Source organism: Lachnospiraceae bacterium oral taxon 096, assembly GCA_018141845.1.
Lineage (GTDB): Bacteria > Bacillota > Clostridia > Lachnospirales > Lachnospiraceae > F0428.
In genome coordinates this window covers 2,111,796-2,129,197 of record CP073340.1, presented here as the reverse complement: position 1 = coordinate 2,129,197, position 17,402 = coordinate 2,111,796, and the positions used below count along the sequence as shown (strand labels likewise).

Annotated in this window: 15 protein-coding genes and 5 pseudogenes; 17 read left to right on the top strand and 3 right to left on the bottom strand. The window is 35.0% G+C overall.

Features of this window, described 5'->3' with window-relative positions:
- The first annotated feature begins 216 nt into the window (after nucleotides 1–216).
- Nucleotides 217–753, top strand: a pseudogene (locus J5A74_10295) (virulence RhuM family protein).
- A 204-nt stretch (nucleotides 754–957) separates the two neighbouring features.
- On the opposite strand, the gene J5A74_10290 reads toward J5A74_10295, so the two are convergent.
- Nucleotides 958–2,580 (bottom strand): DHA2 family efflux MFS transporter permease subunit, encoded by a 1,623-nt coding sequence (locus J5A74_10290; protein QUI95734.1) that lies wholly within the window; start codon nucleotides 2,578–2,580, stop codon nucleotides 958–960.
- A 215-nt stretch (nucleotides 2,581–2,795) separates the two neighbouring features.
- On the opposite strand from J5A74_10290, the gene J5A74_10285 reads away from it, so the two are divergent.
- Together J5A74_10285 and J5A74_10280 are read left to right on the top strand one after the other, a co-directional pair.
- The gene (locus J5A74_10285) at nucleotides 2,796–3,290 is read left to right on the top strand and encodes a TetR/AcrR family transcriptional regulator (GenBank protein QUI95733.1); all 495 of its coding nucleotides are present in this window, start codon (nucleotides 2,796–2,798) and stop codon (nucleotides 3,288–3,290) included.
- Nucleotides 3,291–3,562: 272 nt separating this feature from the next.
- Nucleotides 3,563–4,099, top strand: coding sequence for a GNAT family N-acetyltransferase (locus tag J5A74_10280; protein ID QUI95732.1), 537 nt, complete (start codon nucleotides 3,563–3,565; stop codon nucleotides 4,097–4,099).
- Between the two features lie 115 nt (nucleotides 4,100–4,214).
- On the opposite strand, the pseudogene J5A74_10275 reads toward J5A74_10280, so the two are convergent.
- Nucleotides 4,215–5,373, bottom strand: a pseudogene (locus J5A74_10275) (IS3 family transposase).
- A gap of 154 nt (nucleotides 5,374–5,527) precedes the next feature.
- On the opposite strand from J5A74_10275, the pseudogene J5A74_10270 reads away from it, so the two are divergent.
- Nucleotides 5,528–6,480, top strand: a pseudogene (locus tag J5A74_10270) (transposase).
- A gap of 98 nt (nucleotides 6,481–6,578) precedes the next feature.
- Here the strand turns inward: J5A74_10270 and J5A74_10265 are convergent.
- Nucleotides 6,579–7,853 carry an IS110 family transposase gene (locus J5A74_10265; protein QUI95731.1) on the bottom strand — a complete coding sequence of 425 codons (1,275 nt, stop codon included), beginning with the start codon at nucleotides 7,851–7,853 and terminating at the stop codon, nucleotides 6,579–6,581.
- Nucleotides 7,854–8,140: 287 nt separating this feature from the next.
- Here J5A74_10265 and J5A74_10260 point away from each other — a divergent pair.
- The 13 genes and pseudogenes from J5A74_10260 (at nucleotide 8,141) to J5A74_10200 (ending at nucleotide 17,382) form a co-directional block, all read left to right on the top strand.
- Nucleotides 8,141–8,305 (top strand): annotated as a pseudogene (locus J5A74_10260) (transposase).
- Between the two features lie 285 nt (nucleotides 8,306–8,590).
- Nucleotides 8,591–9,310 (top strand): annotated as a pseudogene (locus tag J5A74_10255) (hypothetical protein).
- A 181-nt stretch (nucleotides 9,311–9,491) separates the two neighbouring features.
- Complete coding sequence (locus J5A74_10250) at nucleotides 9,492–10,196, top strand: lantibiotic protection ABC transporter ATP-binding subunit (protein QUI95730.1); 705 nt, start codon at nucleotides 9,492–9,494, stop codon at nucleotides 10,194–10,196.
- A complete protein-coding gene (locus J5A74_10245) occupies nucleotides 10,189–10,944 on the top strand; it encodes a lantibiotic ABC transporter permease (protein ID QUI96893.1) in 756 nt (251 codons plus the stop codon). The genes J5A74_10250 and J5A74_10245 overlap by 8 nt, the downstream gene beginning before the upstream one ends.
- On the top strand, nucleotides 10,937–11,668 hold the full coding sequence (locus J5A74_10240) for a lantibiotic ABC transporter permease (protein QUI95729.1): 732 nt from the start codon (nucleotides 10,937–10,939) through the stop codon (nucleotides 11,666–11,668). Before J5A74_10245 ends, J5A74_10240 begins: the two co-directional genes overlap by 8 nt.
- A 5-nt stretch (nucleotides 11,669–11,673) precedes the next feature.
- On the top strand, nucleotides 11,674–12,342 hold the full coding sequence (locus J5A74_10235) for a response regulator transcription factor (protein QUI95728.1): 669 nt from the start codon (nucleotides 11,674–11,676) through the stop codon (nucleotides 12,340–12,342).
- On the top strand, nucleotides 12,321–13,667 hold the full coding sequence (locus tag J5A74_10230; protein ID QUI95727.1) for a HAMP domain-containing histidine kinase: 1,347 nt from the start codon (nucleotides 12,321–12,323) through the stop codon (nucleotides 13,665–13,667). The genes J5A74_10235 and J5A74_10230 overlap by 22 nt, the downstream gene beginning before the upstream one ends.
- 288 nt (nucleotides 13,668–13,955) lie before the next feature.
- Nucleotides 13,956–14,372, top strand: a complete 417-nt coding sequence (locus J5A74_10225; protein ID QUI95726.1) for a YjdF family protein — start codon at nucleotides 13,956–13,958, stop codon at nucleotides 14,370–14,372.
- Between the two features lie 72 nt (nucleotides 14,373–14,444).
- Complete coding sequence (locus J5A74_10220; GenBank protein ID QUI95725.1) at nucleotides 14,445–14,861, top strand: SdpI family protein; 417 nt, start codon at nucleotides 14,445–14,447, stop codon at nucleotides 14,859–14,861.
- Complete coding sequence (locus J5A74_10215) at nucleotides 14,848–15,258, top strand: hypothetical protein (protein QUI95724.1); 411 nt, start codon at nucleotides 14,848–14,850, stop codon at nucleotides 15,256–15,258. The genes J5A74_10220 and J5A74_10215 overlap by 14 nt, the downstream gene beginning before the upstream one ends.
- Nucleotides 15,259–15,286: 28 nt before the next feature.
- Nucleotides 15,287–16,057: a nucleoside phosphorylase gene (locus J5A74_10210; GenBank protein ID QUI95723.1), complete on the top strand. Its 771-nt coding sequence runs from the start codon at nucleotides 15,287–15,289 to the stop codon at nucleotides 16,055–16,057.
- Nucleotides 16,058–16,174: 117 nt separating this feature from the next.
- A complete protein-coding gene (locus J5A74_10205) occupies nucleotides 16,175–16,828 on the top strand; it encodes a cupin domain-containing protein (GenBank protein ID QUI95722.1) in 654 nt (217 codons plus the stop codon).
- Between the two features lie 71 nt (nucleotides 16,829–16,899).
- On the top strand, nucleotides 16,900–17,382 hold the full coding sequence (locus J5A74_10200) for an NAD(P)H-dependent oxidoreductase (GenBank protein ID QUI96892.1): 483 nt from the start codon (nucleotides 16,900–16,902) through the stop codon (nucleotides 17,380–17,382).
- Nucleotides 17,383–17,402: the final 20 nt, after the last annotated feature.

Below are 17,402 nucleotides of genomic sequence, written 5' to 3'. Positions count from 1 at the left end.
ACTTTTTATATGTGGTTTGAGTGTTAATTTAAAGTTTTTATATGTGGTTTGAGTGTTAATTTAAAGTTTTGGAGGCAGTTTAAATGGATGATAAAGTTAAAGAGTTTTGAAGAGTTTTTCTACAGGCCCGGACTAAAAGATGGACTGAATATGAAAAGTACAGTAAAATCTATATTAGAAATGTTATCGGGAAATATTCGTGGAGTTAAATAAAGCATGAAGAATGAAATTGTATTATTTACAGATGGTGATATTAATATAGAAGCTCAAATCAATCCTGAACTGGAGACCGTTTGTCTGACACAAAAACAAATGGAAGTATTGTTTGATGTTAAACACGCTACAGTAAGCGAACATATTTCAAATATTATTGCTTCAGGAGAATTGGATGAGACTTTTGACGGTTTTTCCGACAGAAGTACAGGTGGAAGGAAACCTAAAATTTATAATTTAGATATGATTTTGTCTGTCGGATATCGAGTTAATTCAAAAAGAGGTATAGCTTTCAGAAAATGGGTAAATAATTTTTTTAAACAGTATATTTTGAAAGGCTATGCAATCAATGAAAAGCGTCTTCAGATGCTGAAGAAAACAGTTGATATTTAGCCAAGGATGATTGCAGATGCACTTGATATAGAGGAAAAAGATGTGCTCAGAACTGTGAATGAATACACGGATGCATTGATTCTTTTGGATCAATATGATCATCAGGCATTAAGTAAGCCGGAGGGAAGTACTCCGGTATACCGCATTCACAGTATGAGAAGAGACACCTCCTCCAAGTATGAAAAATTATTTATTTATATATCTCTTCGCTTTTCTGTCATCAGAGCTAATGGAGTACATATCAATACAATGATTGCTCCTACAATAAATACATTATCAAATGCTGTGCTCAATTGCTCATTTCTTTTTCGACAATAGTATTAAGAGAAGCTGTTAATTCTTCCTTTTGAGCTAATAATTTAATAGCTGTGCCAACCTTGGCCTGCCCTCTGCCCTCCGCCCTCCGGATATAGTTTTCAAACTACTTGATAATTGAGGGACACTTGAACTAACGGTTTCAACTCCATTAATCAATGACTGATTTGCATCATAAATCTTTCTATAATCACTTCTGTTTTTAGGTTCCGGAAGATTATCTGTCTTTTTAGCAGCTGCTTTGATTGTCTCAACCATACTACTTTGTTTGGTTGAAATATTATTGCTATCCTTTGTAGTCTTGAAAGTTTTTTCAATTTCATCCTTAGCAACTTTTTTTACATCTGTTGATAAAACACGTGTTTCAATCTGGTTGTAGGCTATTTCCTTAATTTGTGTTTTAGCAATGTTGACATTACTATTCAAAATGGTAACCAAAAGAGCAATACCTATAACTTGCCCAATATATCTGGAAGCATTAACGATACCTGACCCAATTCCGGCCTTATTAACCGGTAAATATTTTACAGATGATGTTAATGCCATTGCCATAAATCCCAGTCCTAAGCCAATAATCACATTACAACAAACAATGATGCTTTGTGAAGTATTATACTGAACAAGACTAAGCATAAATAGACCACCTGCTGTAATAACCAATCCGATACTAATAAGTAATCTTGCACTAATTTTTTGGTACATCTTAGTTGCTAAAGGCATACCTACTACAATAGCTAAAGAGGCAGGAATAATAAGATATGCCGAATGTAAAGCAGAAAAGTTGCGAACATTTTGCAAGAAGTAATTTAGAATCAAGGAAGGTACGATAATTGCAAATCCGAAAATCATATAAATAATGCTTGAAGATATGAATGTACTTTCCTTAAATAACTTCAATTCAATAATAGGTGATTTTACTCTTCTTTCGGTTAAGATAAGAAGAAATAGGCCTATAACACTAATAACAAAACTAGATATGATGGTTTGCGATGTCCAGCCATACTCGCGACCTTCCAATAAACCAAATGTAAGTCCACCTAAAGTACAAGTAAGAAAAATCATGCCTAGCCAGTCAATATTTTTTGTAATTGTTAAATCATATGATTCTTTTGTCCCCACGAGGATCATTAAGAATGCAAAGATGGCGATTGGAACATTAATACCAAAAATCCAATGATATGTTGTCCAATGGATAATTAAACCACCGATTACCGGCCCTCCCGCTGCAGCTAAGGCACTAAAGGCACCCATAATAGCTGTAATACATCCGGTATTCTCTTTCCCGAATAGTTCAATTCCCATGGGCAGAACAATTGGAGTTAATATTGCACCTCCAATTCCTTGGAAGAACCTAAAAATAATTAAGAGAAACAATGAATCAGTCATCATACAGGCGAATGAGAAAGTACCAAATATTACTACACCAAGTAGCATAATCAACTTTCTACCGTAGACATCCGCGAGTTTTGAAACTGGAATAATAAATACAGCCATTGCTAAAACGTAGATTGTTGCTACCCAACTTGTATCAGTTAATCCCGTATTTAAGTTTTCCATAATATCTGGTATGGCAATGTTGACAATTGTTGCGTCTAAGGCCCCCATAAACATTGCTAAAATCAGTCCTATAAATCCTAAAATTTTTCTTGATTTTGTCATTAAATTCTGTTCCTTTCATTAATTATTTTTGATTAACGATACATCGATTATCTTAGTGAATATAAAACAGTCATTTTTAACTTTCATAATTCACATAAATATAATATAATAATACATGTATATTTAACCATGACAAAATCAAACAATGTGTTTAATTAGGAAAAAAATGACAAAAAAAAAGAAAAACCAATAGCGTTACCAATATCAAGGCTGCTTTGATAGATCTCCTACTTGAAAAGGAGTACTCAAAAATAACCATAGAAAACATAACCCAGAGAGCAAACATTAGCAGAGGAACATTCTATCAACATTTTCTTGATAAGGATGATTTAGCTTATTCTATTGGAACAGAGACGATGCAAAGATTTTGGGAGATTTTATCACAGGGAAATTTAAATAAAGAGGATATGCTTTTAAAGGCCTTATTATTAATTAAAAAGGATTATAAGCATTTTAAAGCGATATCAAAAGCACCCCATGTTCAGTTTAAAGATAAAGTTCAACAACTAATTTGTGATCTAATCAATAACAACCCTGTTATTAGAGAAAAGATTAAAAGATACACGAAGATTTCAGATGAAATTGTTATAAGAGCCTTCGCTGCATCTTTTGAAACTATTATTTCATTCTGGATTGATTATGATTTATCGGAAAGTCCAGAAAAAGTTGTTGATAATATAATTAAAATCGAACAACTATATTGGAAATAATAAGAGATATAGAAATAATTTAGCATACATTTAGAATAAAATGGAGGTCATTACCGGTTTTTATATAATTCTACAGGTATGGTTTGGAAGGTGCTCTAGGAGGTTTCAAACATTTTGGAATGCACGAGTATGCAGTTGATTTTCAGAAAGTTGTAGACTATTGTGGCGGGACAATATCTTTTAATAGGGAAGAAAGATGCGGTATGCCGGAGAAATTTGTATTTGAAGGAGAATAATGGGTATACTAAATTAGAGTTTCAAGGAGTAAAGTTATGAATACTATTGTACAGCTACTTCCTCTTGAATGTAGCGATAGAGAACAGTTTATTTTGGATAATCAGGAAGCCTTTAATTATGGTGCGATGGAAGAATTTGGACTTAGAGAAGACAACTTAGAAGAAGAGGGACAGATTATATCACGGGATACGATTGAGCGGTCCATTGATGGTGGAGAAGCCTACCGCATCGTATTGGATGGGCAAAAAGTCGGCGGTATAGTGATCAAAGTTGACGGTGAAAATGGAGACCTTGATCTTCTTTTTGTTTCCCCTGCATTCCAGAGCAAAGGCATCGGATATGCTGCTTGGTGTGCAGTCGAAAAACTATACCCGGAAGTGAAAGTATGGGAAACGGTCACACCATATTTTGAGCAGCGTAACATTCATTTTTACGTCAATCGTTGTTGCTTCCACATTGTGGAGTTTTTTAACAAATATCACATGGATCCAAATGATCTGGAAATGTGTACAGAAGAACCGGGCGAACAGTTCTCGGACGGAATGTTCAGGTTTGAAAAGATTATTAGTTGAAATAATGCTACCGCAATCCCACTAGCTTTATATAGTGGTTCAGTTGTCTAGACAAAAATCTAAGCATTTTATAATGAACTGATATATGTAACTGGGTAGGGGAGAAACTCCCCCCTCAGGCTGCATGATCATCCAGTAACAGGATTGGATAATAGCAGGATGCCGGTGTCTGATTATTGAGTGCTGAATGACAACGTTCAAAGTTGTATGTATGCACATATTTCCCAATAGCCTTCCTTGCTTCTCGGATATTGTTGTATTGGGTCAGATATGCTTCCTCGTACTTGAAGCTCCGGAACCATCGTTCAATCATGATATTATCAGCCCAGCGGCTTTTACCATCCATACTTTGACGGATCTGGTTCTCTTTGAGGAAATTCATGTACTCATTGCTTGTAAACTGACAGCCCTGATCCGAATTCAGGATAATAGGTTTTGCTACCATAAACGCCTTTTTTAACGCAGTTATGACCATTCTGGTATCTAGAGTATCATCGACTTCCCAGCCAACAATACAGCGGCTGTACCAGTCGATCACAGCGGTCAGATACAGGAATCCGTGCTTGATGGGGATGTATGTAATGTCGATTGACCATGCCTGATTAGGACGGTCGATAACGGCGTTTCGTAGCAGATACGGGCAGACTTTAGCCTGTTGCATACGTTTAGAAAGGTTCATTTTTGGATAGATTGGATCCATCCCCATTTCATTCATATAACGGCGCGTTTTCCGGCGGCCAACCTGATGCCCACGCTTCTTCAGCTGAGCAGACAGCTGTCGTGCTCCCCAGGCCGGGTTATCTGTGTGTAATCGATCTATGATCGATTTGCAATCTAACTCCTCCTGAGATATGGGCGTGCCCTTGTAATACACACTGGTACGGTTGATATCAAGAAGCGCAGCTCCTGTTTTAACTGGAAGTTCTTTAGTCTTCAAAAGGTTTTGGACTAAATTTACTCTCGTAGTCAGGTCCAAGTGTTTCTTCAGATTTTTTTTTCAACCAATCCACCTGCATGGTGAGCTGGCCAACTTTTTTCGCATATTCAGCTTTTTCCTTGCGCTCTAAAGCGAGTTTTTCTTTCAGATTATCCTCTCGTGTGTCATCAAAAACCACGGATGCTTTATCGAGGAACTCCTTCTTCCAGTTGCGGAGAAGATTTGGCTGAATATTGTTTTCGGTTGCGATTGTATTTAAGTCTTTTTCTCCTTTGAGCAGTTCAATCACTAATTCTGATTTGAATTTGGCGGAGAAATTTCTTCTTGTTCGAGACATAATAAAAATCCTTCTTTCTGTAGTGTTTACAGTATATCAGATTCATTAAGAAATGTCTCTTGAAGTGTCTTAAATTACGATACCATTATAATGTTTCTGAAGAAATGTTAAAGCAATATATAGAAAATCAAGGGTAGAAAGGCGGGTAAGCTTAATGTTAAAGGCATATAGATATCGGATTTATCCAAACAAAGAGCAAGAAATACAGTTAGCAAAGACATTTGGCTGTTGTCGTTTTGTATATAACGTTTTGTATATAATCAAACCCTTGCGTACAGAAAAGATGCTTATGAAAAAGAAAAAAAGTCTGTCAGTAAAACAGATTGTAATAATTATTGCAATAGAGAGCTGAAAAAAGCTTATGAATGGCTAAAAGAAGTAGATAAATTTGCTTTAACAAATGCAATTTATAATATGGATAGTGCTTATCAAAAGTTTTTCAAAGAACATGGAGGTTATCCAAAGTTTAAGAGTAAGCACAGTAATCGTAAATCATATACAACCAATTTTACAAATGGGAATATAACTGTAGATTTTGATAGAGGAAGAATAAAGCTGCCAAAATTAAAAAGGGTAAAAATAAAATTACATAGAAAATTTTCAGGTCGGATAAAAACAGCAACGATATCTAAGGTACCAAGCGGCAAGTACTATGTGTCTGTTCTTGTAGAAACTGAACATAGTCCACTTGTAAAGACAAATGGACAAATAGGATTGGATTTAGGAATAAAAGATTTATGTATCACATCAGATGGGAAGAAATATGAAAATCCGAAGACAATTAAAAAATATGAGAAAAAGCTTACAAAATTACAAAGACAATTAGCAAATAAAACAAAGGGGAGTAGGAACTATCAGAAAAAAAGGAAACAAATAGCACTATGCCATGAGAAAATAGCGAATACAAGAAAAGATTATCTGCATAAGATTTCAAGTGAAATTATAAACGAAAACCAAGTGATAGTTTCGGAAAACTTACCGATAAAAAATATGGTGAAAAATCATAATTTAGCGAAAACTATAAGCGATGTATCGTGGTATGAGCTGACAAGACAACTGGAATATAAGTCAAAATGGAATGGTAGAAATTATATTAAGATAGATACATAGTGTGAAAGAAAGTAGAGGTAAGCCGTAAACCGGCGCACTTAAATAAGCTGTCTTAAGTAGGCAACTTATTTGAGGATATAGATTTAGTAGATTGATCAAGAAGCTAAAGGTTCATCAGGAGGAAGCAGTCCTTCCTTTTGTAAAAGTTTTTTGGCTTGCTTGATAGCCTTAGCCTTCTGTTTTTCAGCTAAAGGTGCAGGCATATCGATTTTGTAAAGATCGCTTGGATTCCATACCTCTCCGGTAGACAGCATCCGGTAGATGGCTATAAGAATCATACGGGCAATGGCAATAACAGCTCTTTTCTTGCCACGGCGTTTAACAAGGGATTCATATTTCGTTTTGTAGTAAGGAGACTTGTCAGATTTCACGGCTGCATGAGCACACTGTACTAATGCAGGTTTGAGGTAGACACCGGCACGTGTAATACGGACAGATTTCTTCTTACCGGCAGATTCATTGTTGCCGGGGGTAAGACCTGCCCAACAACATAAGCGTTTAGAATTACAAAACTGAGACATATCAATACCAATTTCGGAGATGATAGTAATTGCACTATCACGTTTGACACCCGGAATGGTAGTTAGTAACCGAATAGCTTTATCATAATCAGGATCGGAAGAAATCAAAGATTCAATCTGTTTATCTATATCATTGATTTCAGCTGTGATATAATCCATATGTGCGCGAATTAGGCGCATACGATATTTCTGGGCATCAGTCATCTGATATCCTTCGATAGATTCAATCACAGCGTCTTCTTTGGATTTGAGGCTCTTAAGAAGTTTTGAAGAGATTTCTTCATGGTTAATCGTAGTACCTGATTGTTCAAGCAGATAATCGATAATGGATGAGGATGACTTCCCAAAGATATCGGATACAACAGAATCTAATGCGATATTACAAACAGTAAGAGCATTCTGATATCTATTCTTTTCACTTGAACGGCAAGAAACAAGCTTGTAACGATATCTTGTGTATTCTCTAAGAATACGGATCAACCTACAAGGAATGTAGCTGCTTTTCACAAGTCCCAGTCGGAATAAGTCTCCAATCCATTTAGAATCTTTGGTATCGTCCTTGTTACCCTTAACAGCTTTAACCCATTTGGGATTAGCAATGGTAACGTTGATTTGATCTTCGAGAAGATTAAAGACAGGAACCCAGTATTTACCTGTGGATTCCATACAGACATCATGGCATTCATTTTTAAGAAGCCACGATTTAAAGTCTAAAATAGAATTGTTGAAGGTAGAGAATCGCTTCTTTTGATAAGAAGGTTCAATACCGGCGGTAGTTTTGATGATTGTGGCAACAAGAAAAGATTTGTGAACATCGACACCACAACAGGTTTGATAAGTAACTTTCATAGTGTAACTCCTTTCGCAAAAGATAAGAAGCCATTGACTGAACTGCCACACAATAAAACAAAGAGCTTTAACAATTCTTAGTGTACGGATTCATGATACCACTTATTTGTGCTTGAAAAGACAGAACTTACACTGATTTTTATGCTGTCTAAAACAGAGAAAGTTTTTACAACTTTACCTCCCGTGCTTTGTAGTATAGCTTCTTGTTATATATTTTAAATCACAGAGTTGAGATGTAAAACACTTTCATTACTATTTGTGCCGCGGCTTGCCCGCGGAATGGAGATTTTTATGCAAGTAGCCAGCTATGTTTTAGTTGTGGATATAAAAATACAAATGTAAAAGATCTAAAAGTAAGAGATTGGATGTGTCCTTTCTGCAATACAAAACACGATAGAGATATCAATGCGGCAAAAAATATATTGGCAGAAGGATTAAGACAAGTAGTATAAGAAAAAACAATAGGGCAGGGACTGCCCGAATTAACGCCTGTGGAGATAGTAGGTTGCGAGGTCAGCGAAGCAGGAAGCCCATAGGCTTTAGACTATGGGTAGTTCACAAAGATGATTATGTAATGAAAGAGTGCAGAGTGTTAAAATAATGCTTGCATTTGTTAAATGATTTTGTTTAAATAATACTATGGTCAGAGGTTGAATTACACTGGTACTTGATATGGATTGGAAAAAACTTTGTGTTCTTAAGTATTTTGACCGAAATATTATTATTATAGAGGTGTTATGGCTGAGAGAGTAAATATATTAAAAACAGACTATGAGATGGATCGCACCGATTGGACACAGGTTGTATCTGCTGTCTTCGGGGGTATGCTTCGTGTACAGGATATGATCGAGATGTATGTTGCCAATGGACAGGGCTGGAATGTGGATTTTGCCACACAAAAAATAAAAATTGGCAACGACATATATCCGATTCAATTTATCGGAAGTGAATCAATGCAGTCAAATGATTGGCTATGAGGTTGGGAGAATATAAACGGTTTTGATGAGAGTCTGCTTAAACTTGTGGATGAAGCAAGAGCTTTTGGAGAAAAAGTGGGATTTAGTGCTTTAACTGTTCCGAATCTGCCGCTTACACAGAGTGTCACAGGATATCTTCTTTCTATGATTGTCTGTGGCATAAGTGAGAAGAACTATGGATACTATCCATGTAAACATTCGGGCGGTGTTGCTTTTGTAGCATTGTATGATTTGCCTAAAGAGTTCTTTGCACCTGTAAATTCTACAGGATTTGTCAGCAATATAATGAAGGCAATAAGCCTGTATGAGCTTGATCATAAGATATTGGTGGAGGGATTTTTGGCATGGAACGGCTGTGACTACTATTGGGAAGACAACAATATCTATGCAACTTTTGAAAACAAAGAGCAGTTACTTATCAGATTTGAGAATATAGGTGACAAAAAGAGAATAAAGAATATTGACGGAATAACCGGATAAAACAAGTGGACCTCTGAGAAGAGGTCCTATTTTTTGAAAGCATTTCATAGAGATATGGAGTGCTTTTTATTTATCAAAAAATATAATTCAAAATATATAAATTCATAAAAATTTTTTCTAGTTATAATTTAGTTATTTTTATTATTTATAATGACATCATCAAATTATGGAGGTAAATCAAATGAGTATTCTATTAGAAACGAAAGGACTGACAAAAAAATATAAAAATGGGATTGCACTAAATAATGTTTCAATTCAAGTGGAAAAAGGCACGGTATATGGTCTGTTGGGCCCTAATGGTGCGGGAAAATCAACATTACTAAAAATCATAACAAGAGCGATTCCAAAAAGCTCAGGTGAAGTGATGTTTGAAAATCATGTATTAGATGCAGATGATGTAAAGAAAATTGGGGCAATTATTGAGCATCCAGCTATTTATCCAAATTTAACGGCTTATGAAAATTTAGAGATTATTACTACTTTGCTAAATATTGATAGGAAGAAAATTGATGAAGTACTTATGATGGTTTCATTGACGAATACAGGAAAAAAATTAGCAAAAGAGTTCTCCTTAGGTATGAAACAGAGACTCGGTATTGCGATGGCACTGATTAACAGCCCGTCATTATTAATTTTGGATGAACCAACAAATGGGTTGGATCCGTTGGGAATTCAAGAGTTAAGAGAGTTGATAAAAATGCTTTCAGATCATGGGATTACAATCATATTATCAAGTCACATTTTGAGTGAAGTGGGGCAGATTGCGGATAAAATTGGCATCATTAATAAGGGACATTTGAGTTATGAAGGGCAAAATAGCAACCAATCTAAGCTGGAAGATTTATTTATGGAAATTATTAGAAAGGATGTGACGAATGATGATTAAGATGCTGAAAGTGGAATGGATTAAGGAAAAAAGAGCTGCCAATTCTGCACTAAAATATATAGTACCTATTATTTTTGTGTTATTTAATCTTTTTATGGTCAGTATTATGGGGCAAAGTCCTGCGGGAAGAAGTTATTTAATGGCCACAGCATTTAATTGGTATCCTGTTATGATTTTACCTATTGTGTTAAGCCTGCTGGTAGTTAATATTGTTAGTAAAGAGAAAGAAGAGCACATTGCTTTGTGGCGAAGACTGAATATACTCCCGGAAAAGATGTTAATTGCCAAGAATGGAATGGTTGTTTTTGAATTATTTACTATTTTGATGTTGTCATCGATCGGAATTTATTTAGTGGGCAAATATTTCTTACAAGAAGAAATTAGTCTTAAAATTATGGTATTAGCCACTTGTTGTTTATTTATTGGAAGTTTGCCGGTAATTGCTTTATCTTTTTTTATTTATAAATTATTTAATAAAAAGTTTTTAGTGATTTTAATTAATTTTGTCTTTACTTTTCCATCAGCAATGATTGCTGTAACCTCGTATTGGAAGTTTTTCCCTTGGGATTATAATTTAAGGATACTATGTCCTATTGTTGAGGTTCATCCCAATGGTACCTTTTTGGAAAAATCATCACCATTAACAGCAATGAACGCCGTGTATGTTGGATTAGTGTTGAGTGTTATGGTGTATGTCATAATAACAGTTATAAATATAGGAATAGAAAGAGGAAAAAGTCATGTTTAATATTTTAAAGTCTTACTGGATGAGAACCAAAAGAACACCATCTAGAATGGTACTTATTTTGTGCCCGTTAATCTTTACTGGTCTTTTTATTGTATATCTTCTAAGTTCTGCTGGTTTAAAAGGAGTAGAGCTTGCCTCTTTTTTTGGAGCATATACTGTTTTGGCAGGCTTTTCTATCAGCTTTTTTATTCCCATGTTATATGAAAGCGATAAAAAAGCTGGAGGATACGCCAATGATTTAAGAATAGGAATTTGTCGAAAAAAATTATTTTTTTCTAGATTTTTATTTATTTTTATATTATTGATCACCATTGAAGGGATAGCGATCTTACCATTTATGTTGTTTTTATACTTTTATGGAATTAAGATTCAAATGTTAAATTTGACAGTTTATATGATAATTGGGGCTGTAGGTTTGATTAGTATGGTGCCAGTGTATCAATTTTTAAGTTTAAAATTTGATTATACAGGTTCTATTTTGTTAGGTGTTATTTTTACCTTGGCTGCCATTCTTTTAGGTACAACGGATTTAGGAAGTGGTATATGGTATTACTTTCCATTTGCTTATCCGCTAAGACTTCTATATGGATATACCCATTACTCTTTTAATGTGGACACTATTGTTTTTTATCTTTTTCTATCTTTTTTGATCTCATTTGTAAGTGTGGAAATATTTTCATTTTGGTATAATCAATGGGACGGAATAAGTAAAATGGAGGAATAAAAGGTATGAATCTTCTCATAATAGATGATGACAAGGATTTGCTGAAATTATTAAAGTTAACCTTTGAGAAAGAATATAATGTTGTTATTTGCGATTCGGCACTGAAAATTGAGCCGAGTGATTTATGTAAATATGACTTGATTATTCTTGATATCATGATGGAAGAAATGTCGGGTTTTGAATTTTTGACTAAATATAGAAATATGATAGACATTCCTATTATTTTACTTACAGCGAAAGATTTTGAAAAAGATAAAGTTGAAGGATTTGCACTAGGGGCAGATGATTATGTGACAAAACCATTTTCTGTTGCTGAAATTAGGGCAAGGGTAGCTGCACATATTCGGAGAGAAAATAGAGAGAAACATTCAAAACTTATAGATTATCCGATATCTTGTGATTTGCTTTCGAAAAAAATTTATTTTGATAATGTAGAGATAAGTTTTACAAATAGCGAATATGAAATTTGTGAGTTCTTATTAAAAAATAAAAATCAAGTATTTTCGAAAGAAAAAATTTATACAGCAATTTATGGTTATGACAAGGAAGGTGATAGCTCTACAACGATTACCGAAAGAATCAAATTAATAAGAAGTAAATTTGAGCCATATTGTATAAATCCTATAAAAACAGTTTGGGGAGTTGGTTATCAGTGGGAAATAAAAAAAGTTTAAGATATTTAATCAGCAAATATGCAATTATGGAGTTAGTATATAGTTTTTTTATTGTTGTGTTATTTTATGTAGGATTAAATGTATTATTAAATACCGGTGTAGTCTACCCTGCCAACTATGCGGACATTCAGTCGGAAAAAGTGGAAGCAGGTTTTCAAACAGAAGATTGGACACCAGCGGAAATACCATATTATTATGATTTTTTATATTTGAAAGATGGAAAAATAATAGAAAATACCATTGATAAAAAGTATGATGATTTAGTACAGCAGGCCATAAAAAACGGAAGGGCCATCAGTGGTAAAATTATAGGATCGAATATTTTTAAGGCTTATACTAGGGGAAATAGACAACTGGTAATAAGATACAGAGTTAATGTTATATTTACCAATGAAAAGCTTTATAGATTCTTTGAAAATTTCGAGTGTGGATATATTGTCCTAATACTAATGATTTGGTTTTTGGGATTTGCTTTGCTTCTCATTCGTTCATCAAATATATTAAAGAGGGAAATTTACAAAATTGCTATGGCGAATGATAACATCAGTCGGATGGATTTGGATTATGAGAGAGAGCATTCTGAATATAAAGAAATAGATGGAGTACTTCGTTCGATTGATGTACTGGCTGAAAATCTAAAAAAATCTCTTGGTGAGCAATGGGATATGCAAGTTAAGCAAAAAGAGTTGGTGGAACAACTTACTCACGACATAAGAACACCAATAACACTGATTAAAGGCAATTTAGAATTATTAAAAGAAGAGCATAGGGATTTGTCATCCGAAAGATTTGCAGATATTTCAAATGGTATTGATAGACTGGAAAAGTATATTGAAAAATTAAAAAAATTTTCTTATACGATGGAAGGGAAAAAAGATGTTGTAAGTAATGAAGTGATTTTATATTGGATTGAGGTAATGTCTAGTATATGTAGGTTAAATGGTCTGACTTTAGAAGTAATAAAAAGTGAATCTAGTAATATTAAGTTAGATAAAGAGGAAGTAGCTGTAGCACTACAAAATATAGTCACTAATGCTGTCGAGTATTCTAAAAAGGGTTCTAAAATAATGGTAGCGTTTAAAGATGAACCTAGTGAATTTATTTTGACAGTTAGAGATGAAGGAATGGGTTTTGATAAAGACTTATTACCTTTACTTACAGAAAAATTTATTTCTGGAAAAGTAAAAGATAAGTGCGATAAACATGGCTTAGGCTTATGGGGAGTGAAGAATATTGTTGTGGCAAATAATGGCAACTTGTATTTGAAAAATTATAGTGGAAGGACGGCAGGGGCTGAGGTTAAAATAGTCTTTAATAAGGAATAATTTAAGGTATATAAAACTTTAAATATTCTAGAAATAGAGTTTTAATGGCAATGCTTAGACAATTGGTAGGAAATCTATTGAATGTAATTCTTGTACTATATTGGGTATTTTAAATTTGGAAAATCCATGATATTGTAAGTGTAAACAAAGATAAAAACGCAACGCATACTTTTATGGTGTGTCAGAGCCGGTAGGTAGCCCGGTCATCCTGTTAAGATTAACAGGGTAAGTAACCTTCCCTCCTTGGGTTGTCCGTTCTTTGTATGTATTTGATCAAGGAGGAATTTTATGAAACATATTAGTTGTGGGATGACTGTCTTATTTGACACACCTTTTTGGGTTGGAATTTTTGAGCGAGTTGAAGATGAAAAGCTGACAGTTGCTAAAGTTACTTTTGGCTCAGAGCCGAAGGATTATGAGGTGTATGATTTTATTCTTCATCATTATGATGATTTAAAATTTAGTCCTTCTATCTCTGTCAATATCAAAAAGATTGCAGATAATCCAAAACGCAGGCAGAGAGTGGCACAAAAGCAGGTGCAAAGTAATGGTATAGGCACAAAGTCACAACAGGCTTTGCAATTGCAGATGACAGAGAGTAAGATTAAGCGTCAGCAAAGGAGTAAAGAGCAGAGGGAAGCAGAAAAGCAGCGTCAGTTCGATCTAAAACAGCAAAAAAGAAAACAGAAGAAAAAGGGTCATTAACAACATATATGAGCATGACGAGTATTGCAGGAAATTGTGATCAAGTAGCTCTTTGAGCGAGGAGGTATTGCTTTGGGATTCTGGATTTTTATGTTTATCATGGATTTGCTTTGCCCACTAGTTATGATTGTATTTGGTAGGAGATTTATAAATAATCCGCCCAAGAGTATAAATTCTTTTTACGGATATAGGACTAAGCTATCGATGAAAAATGAAACCACATGGAAGTATGCTCATAAAATTGCTGGCAAGATATGGCTCTACTGTGGATTAGTTCTTCTTCCATTATCTGTGGTTGCAATGCTCTTTTTTATTGGAAAGGACATAGATACTGTTGGTACTGCAGGAGGGATTATCTCTTATATACAGATCATTGTCCTGCTTCTTACTCTTGTGTTGACAGAAATTGAACTGCACAAGCACTTTGATAAAAATGGAAATTTACGCACAGGGGGAAAAAATAGTAGAGGGAAAAATGATGGCAGATAAAATTATGGTTAGTCAAGATGGAAGAAAGGCGATTCAAAAGTTAGCCGATTTGCGACAGTCACTAAAGACGGCAAAGATAATGGTGTGGCAGGGTAGATTTATGCAATTTTCAGAAAAGGGAATGGAATTTACTAACTGTGTAAGCAATGTAGCTTCAACTTGTCCAGAATTAGATCTTGTCCATTATCAAGAAATTTTAAAGGAAAATGGAATTGAATGGACATCGATTTCTCTTCATGAGGCTGATGTTTCTCAGCTTGATTTGCAATGTGTTATGGCTCTTATCTTAGGAGCTGTGCGCATAGAACGATTTTGTGAGGGAGTTCTTCAAGATTTTTGGGAGGAGGGAGATATTGACCTTTGGCTAGGGAGATTGCAAGACTTGCTTTCAAGATAAAAAATAATTTCAGGAGAATTTTTACTAGATGAGTATCATAAAAAATACTATTCCTATACTCGAATACGATACCAATCCATATGCAGTAATTGATCCCACGCATGAAAAGTTAGACCTAGATTTACCTAAAAAATGTGTGTTTGCCTTTTTGGGCGATTATATTGATCAGTTTGCAATTCATCATCATGCTGAAAAAGTGGCAGAATTTATTAGTGCGACCAAAAAATATCCTATTTATGTCCTAAATGATGGGGGAGAACCTATTGTGCTTTGCCAAGCTCCAGTGGGTGCTGCAGCAGCCACACAGATACTCGATTGGTTAATTGGATATGGGGTGAGAGAAATCATTTCAGCTGGTTCTTGTGGTTGTTTGGAGTCATTTGAAGAGAGTACATTTCTTGTTCCCTACAAAGCTTTGAGAGATGAGGGAACTTCCTATCACTATATACAACCTTCTCGGTTTATTCAAATCAACGAAGTGGCAAGAAAAGCAATTGAAGAAACCATTGTAGAGCATGGAATGAAATATCAAGAGGTAATGACCTGGTCGACCGATGGCTTTTTTAGAGAGACAAAGGATAAGGTTGCTTACCGAAAGAGCGAAGGTTGTTCTGTTGTCGAAATGGAATGTTCGGCTCTTGCAGCCTGTGCTTCCTTTCGCAAAGTGATATGGGGAATGATTTTATATACAGCAGATAGCCTTGTTGATGTGGAAAAGTATGATGAGAGAAATTGGGGAGGTAATGCCTATGAGTATGCATTGCTTCTGTGTTTGGATGCAGTGAAAAAAATCATTTAGAAAAGTTTTCTTTCTATGGCATAAAATGGTGAAAAAACTAATGATTTTGTATCAAATGATACAGAAAAGTAGGGAAGATATTTGTTATACTATTCTCTGTGAAAGGGAGGTGTAGAGATGAAGGAGAAAGTTGGAGAGGTATTTTCAATTTCAAGGGATAATCAACCTGTTTTGGGCTGCACGATTTCAAAGGAAGTTTATTCAGCTAGAAACAGTATTATTTATTTTTCGCTAGCGAAGGACACCGATATTAGTGCAGAAATTTTTCCCTATCACAAGTTGATTCTTGTTGCCGAGGGAAGCCTTGAGGTCTATGGAAGAGATGGCTGGACAAAGACCTTGGGGGTTGGCGAGGGAATTTTGACTTTTACTGATGTTCCAGTAGGTATGTGCACAAAAGAGGGTGCAGTTTACACGGAGATTTCCATTCAAAAGGAGGATATGATGAATAGTGCAATTCAGGCAGGAGAGGTATTTCAATTAGCAAAATTAGTTCCATATCAAGAGGGAAAGATTGTGAATATGGATATTGTTCACAATGAGAAGATGAAATTTGTGATTATGGCCTTTGATAAGGGAACAGGACTTTCAGAACATGCAGCACCAGGTGAAGCGATTGTATTTGCTTTAGATGGAGAAGGTGTGATTGTATATGAAGGCAAGGAACATAAGATTGTGGCAGGAGAGAATTTCCATTTTGCCAAAGGCGGTCTTCACTCTGTAAAGGCGACAGAAAAGTTTAAGATGGCACTTTTGTTGACACTTGAATAGGTGATGGAAAGATTGCTGAAGTTATGTTATAATGCTAATGTTAGATTTATTCTGTAAATAGAGGAGGAAAAATCATGAAGACATTAGTAGCCTATTTTAGTGTCAGTGGAAACACAAAAAAGATTGCACAGGAGTTAGCTCAGATCGAAGGTGCAGACCTATATGAGATTGTCCCTGCAAAGGCCTATACTGCTGAGGATTTGGATTGGAAAAATAAGGAATCAAGAACGACAAAAGAGATGTCTGATCCAAATTGTCGCCCAGAGCTTGCAGGGGAGAAGTTAAATATGGATGAGTATGATACTATTTTCTTGGGATTTCCACTTTGGTGGGAGAGAGAACCAAGTGTAGTTGATACCTTCCTTACATCCTATAACTTCGAAGGAAAAATTATTTTCCCATTCTGCACATCAGGCGGAAGTGCTATGAAGATGACTTGTGAGCGAATTAATAATTTACTTGAGCGCAAGGCTAAGGTTGCTGAGGGAAAGCGTCTTGGTGGAGATATTTCCAAGGAAGATTTAAAGCTTTGGAGTGATGGTGTTGAAGAATAGATAAAAAATTCTTGGGTGGA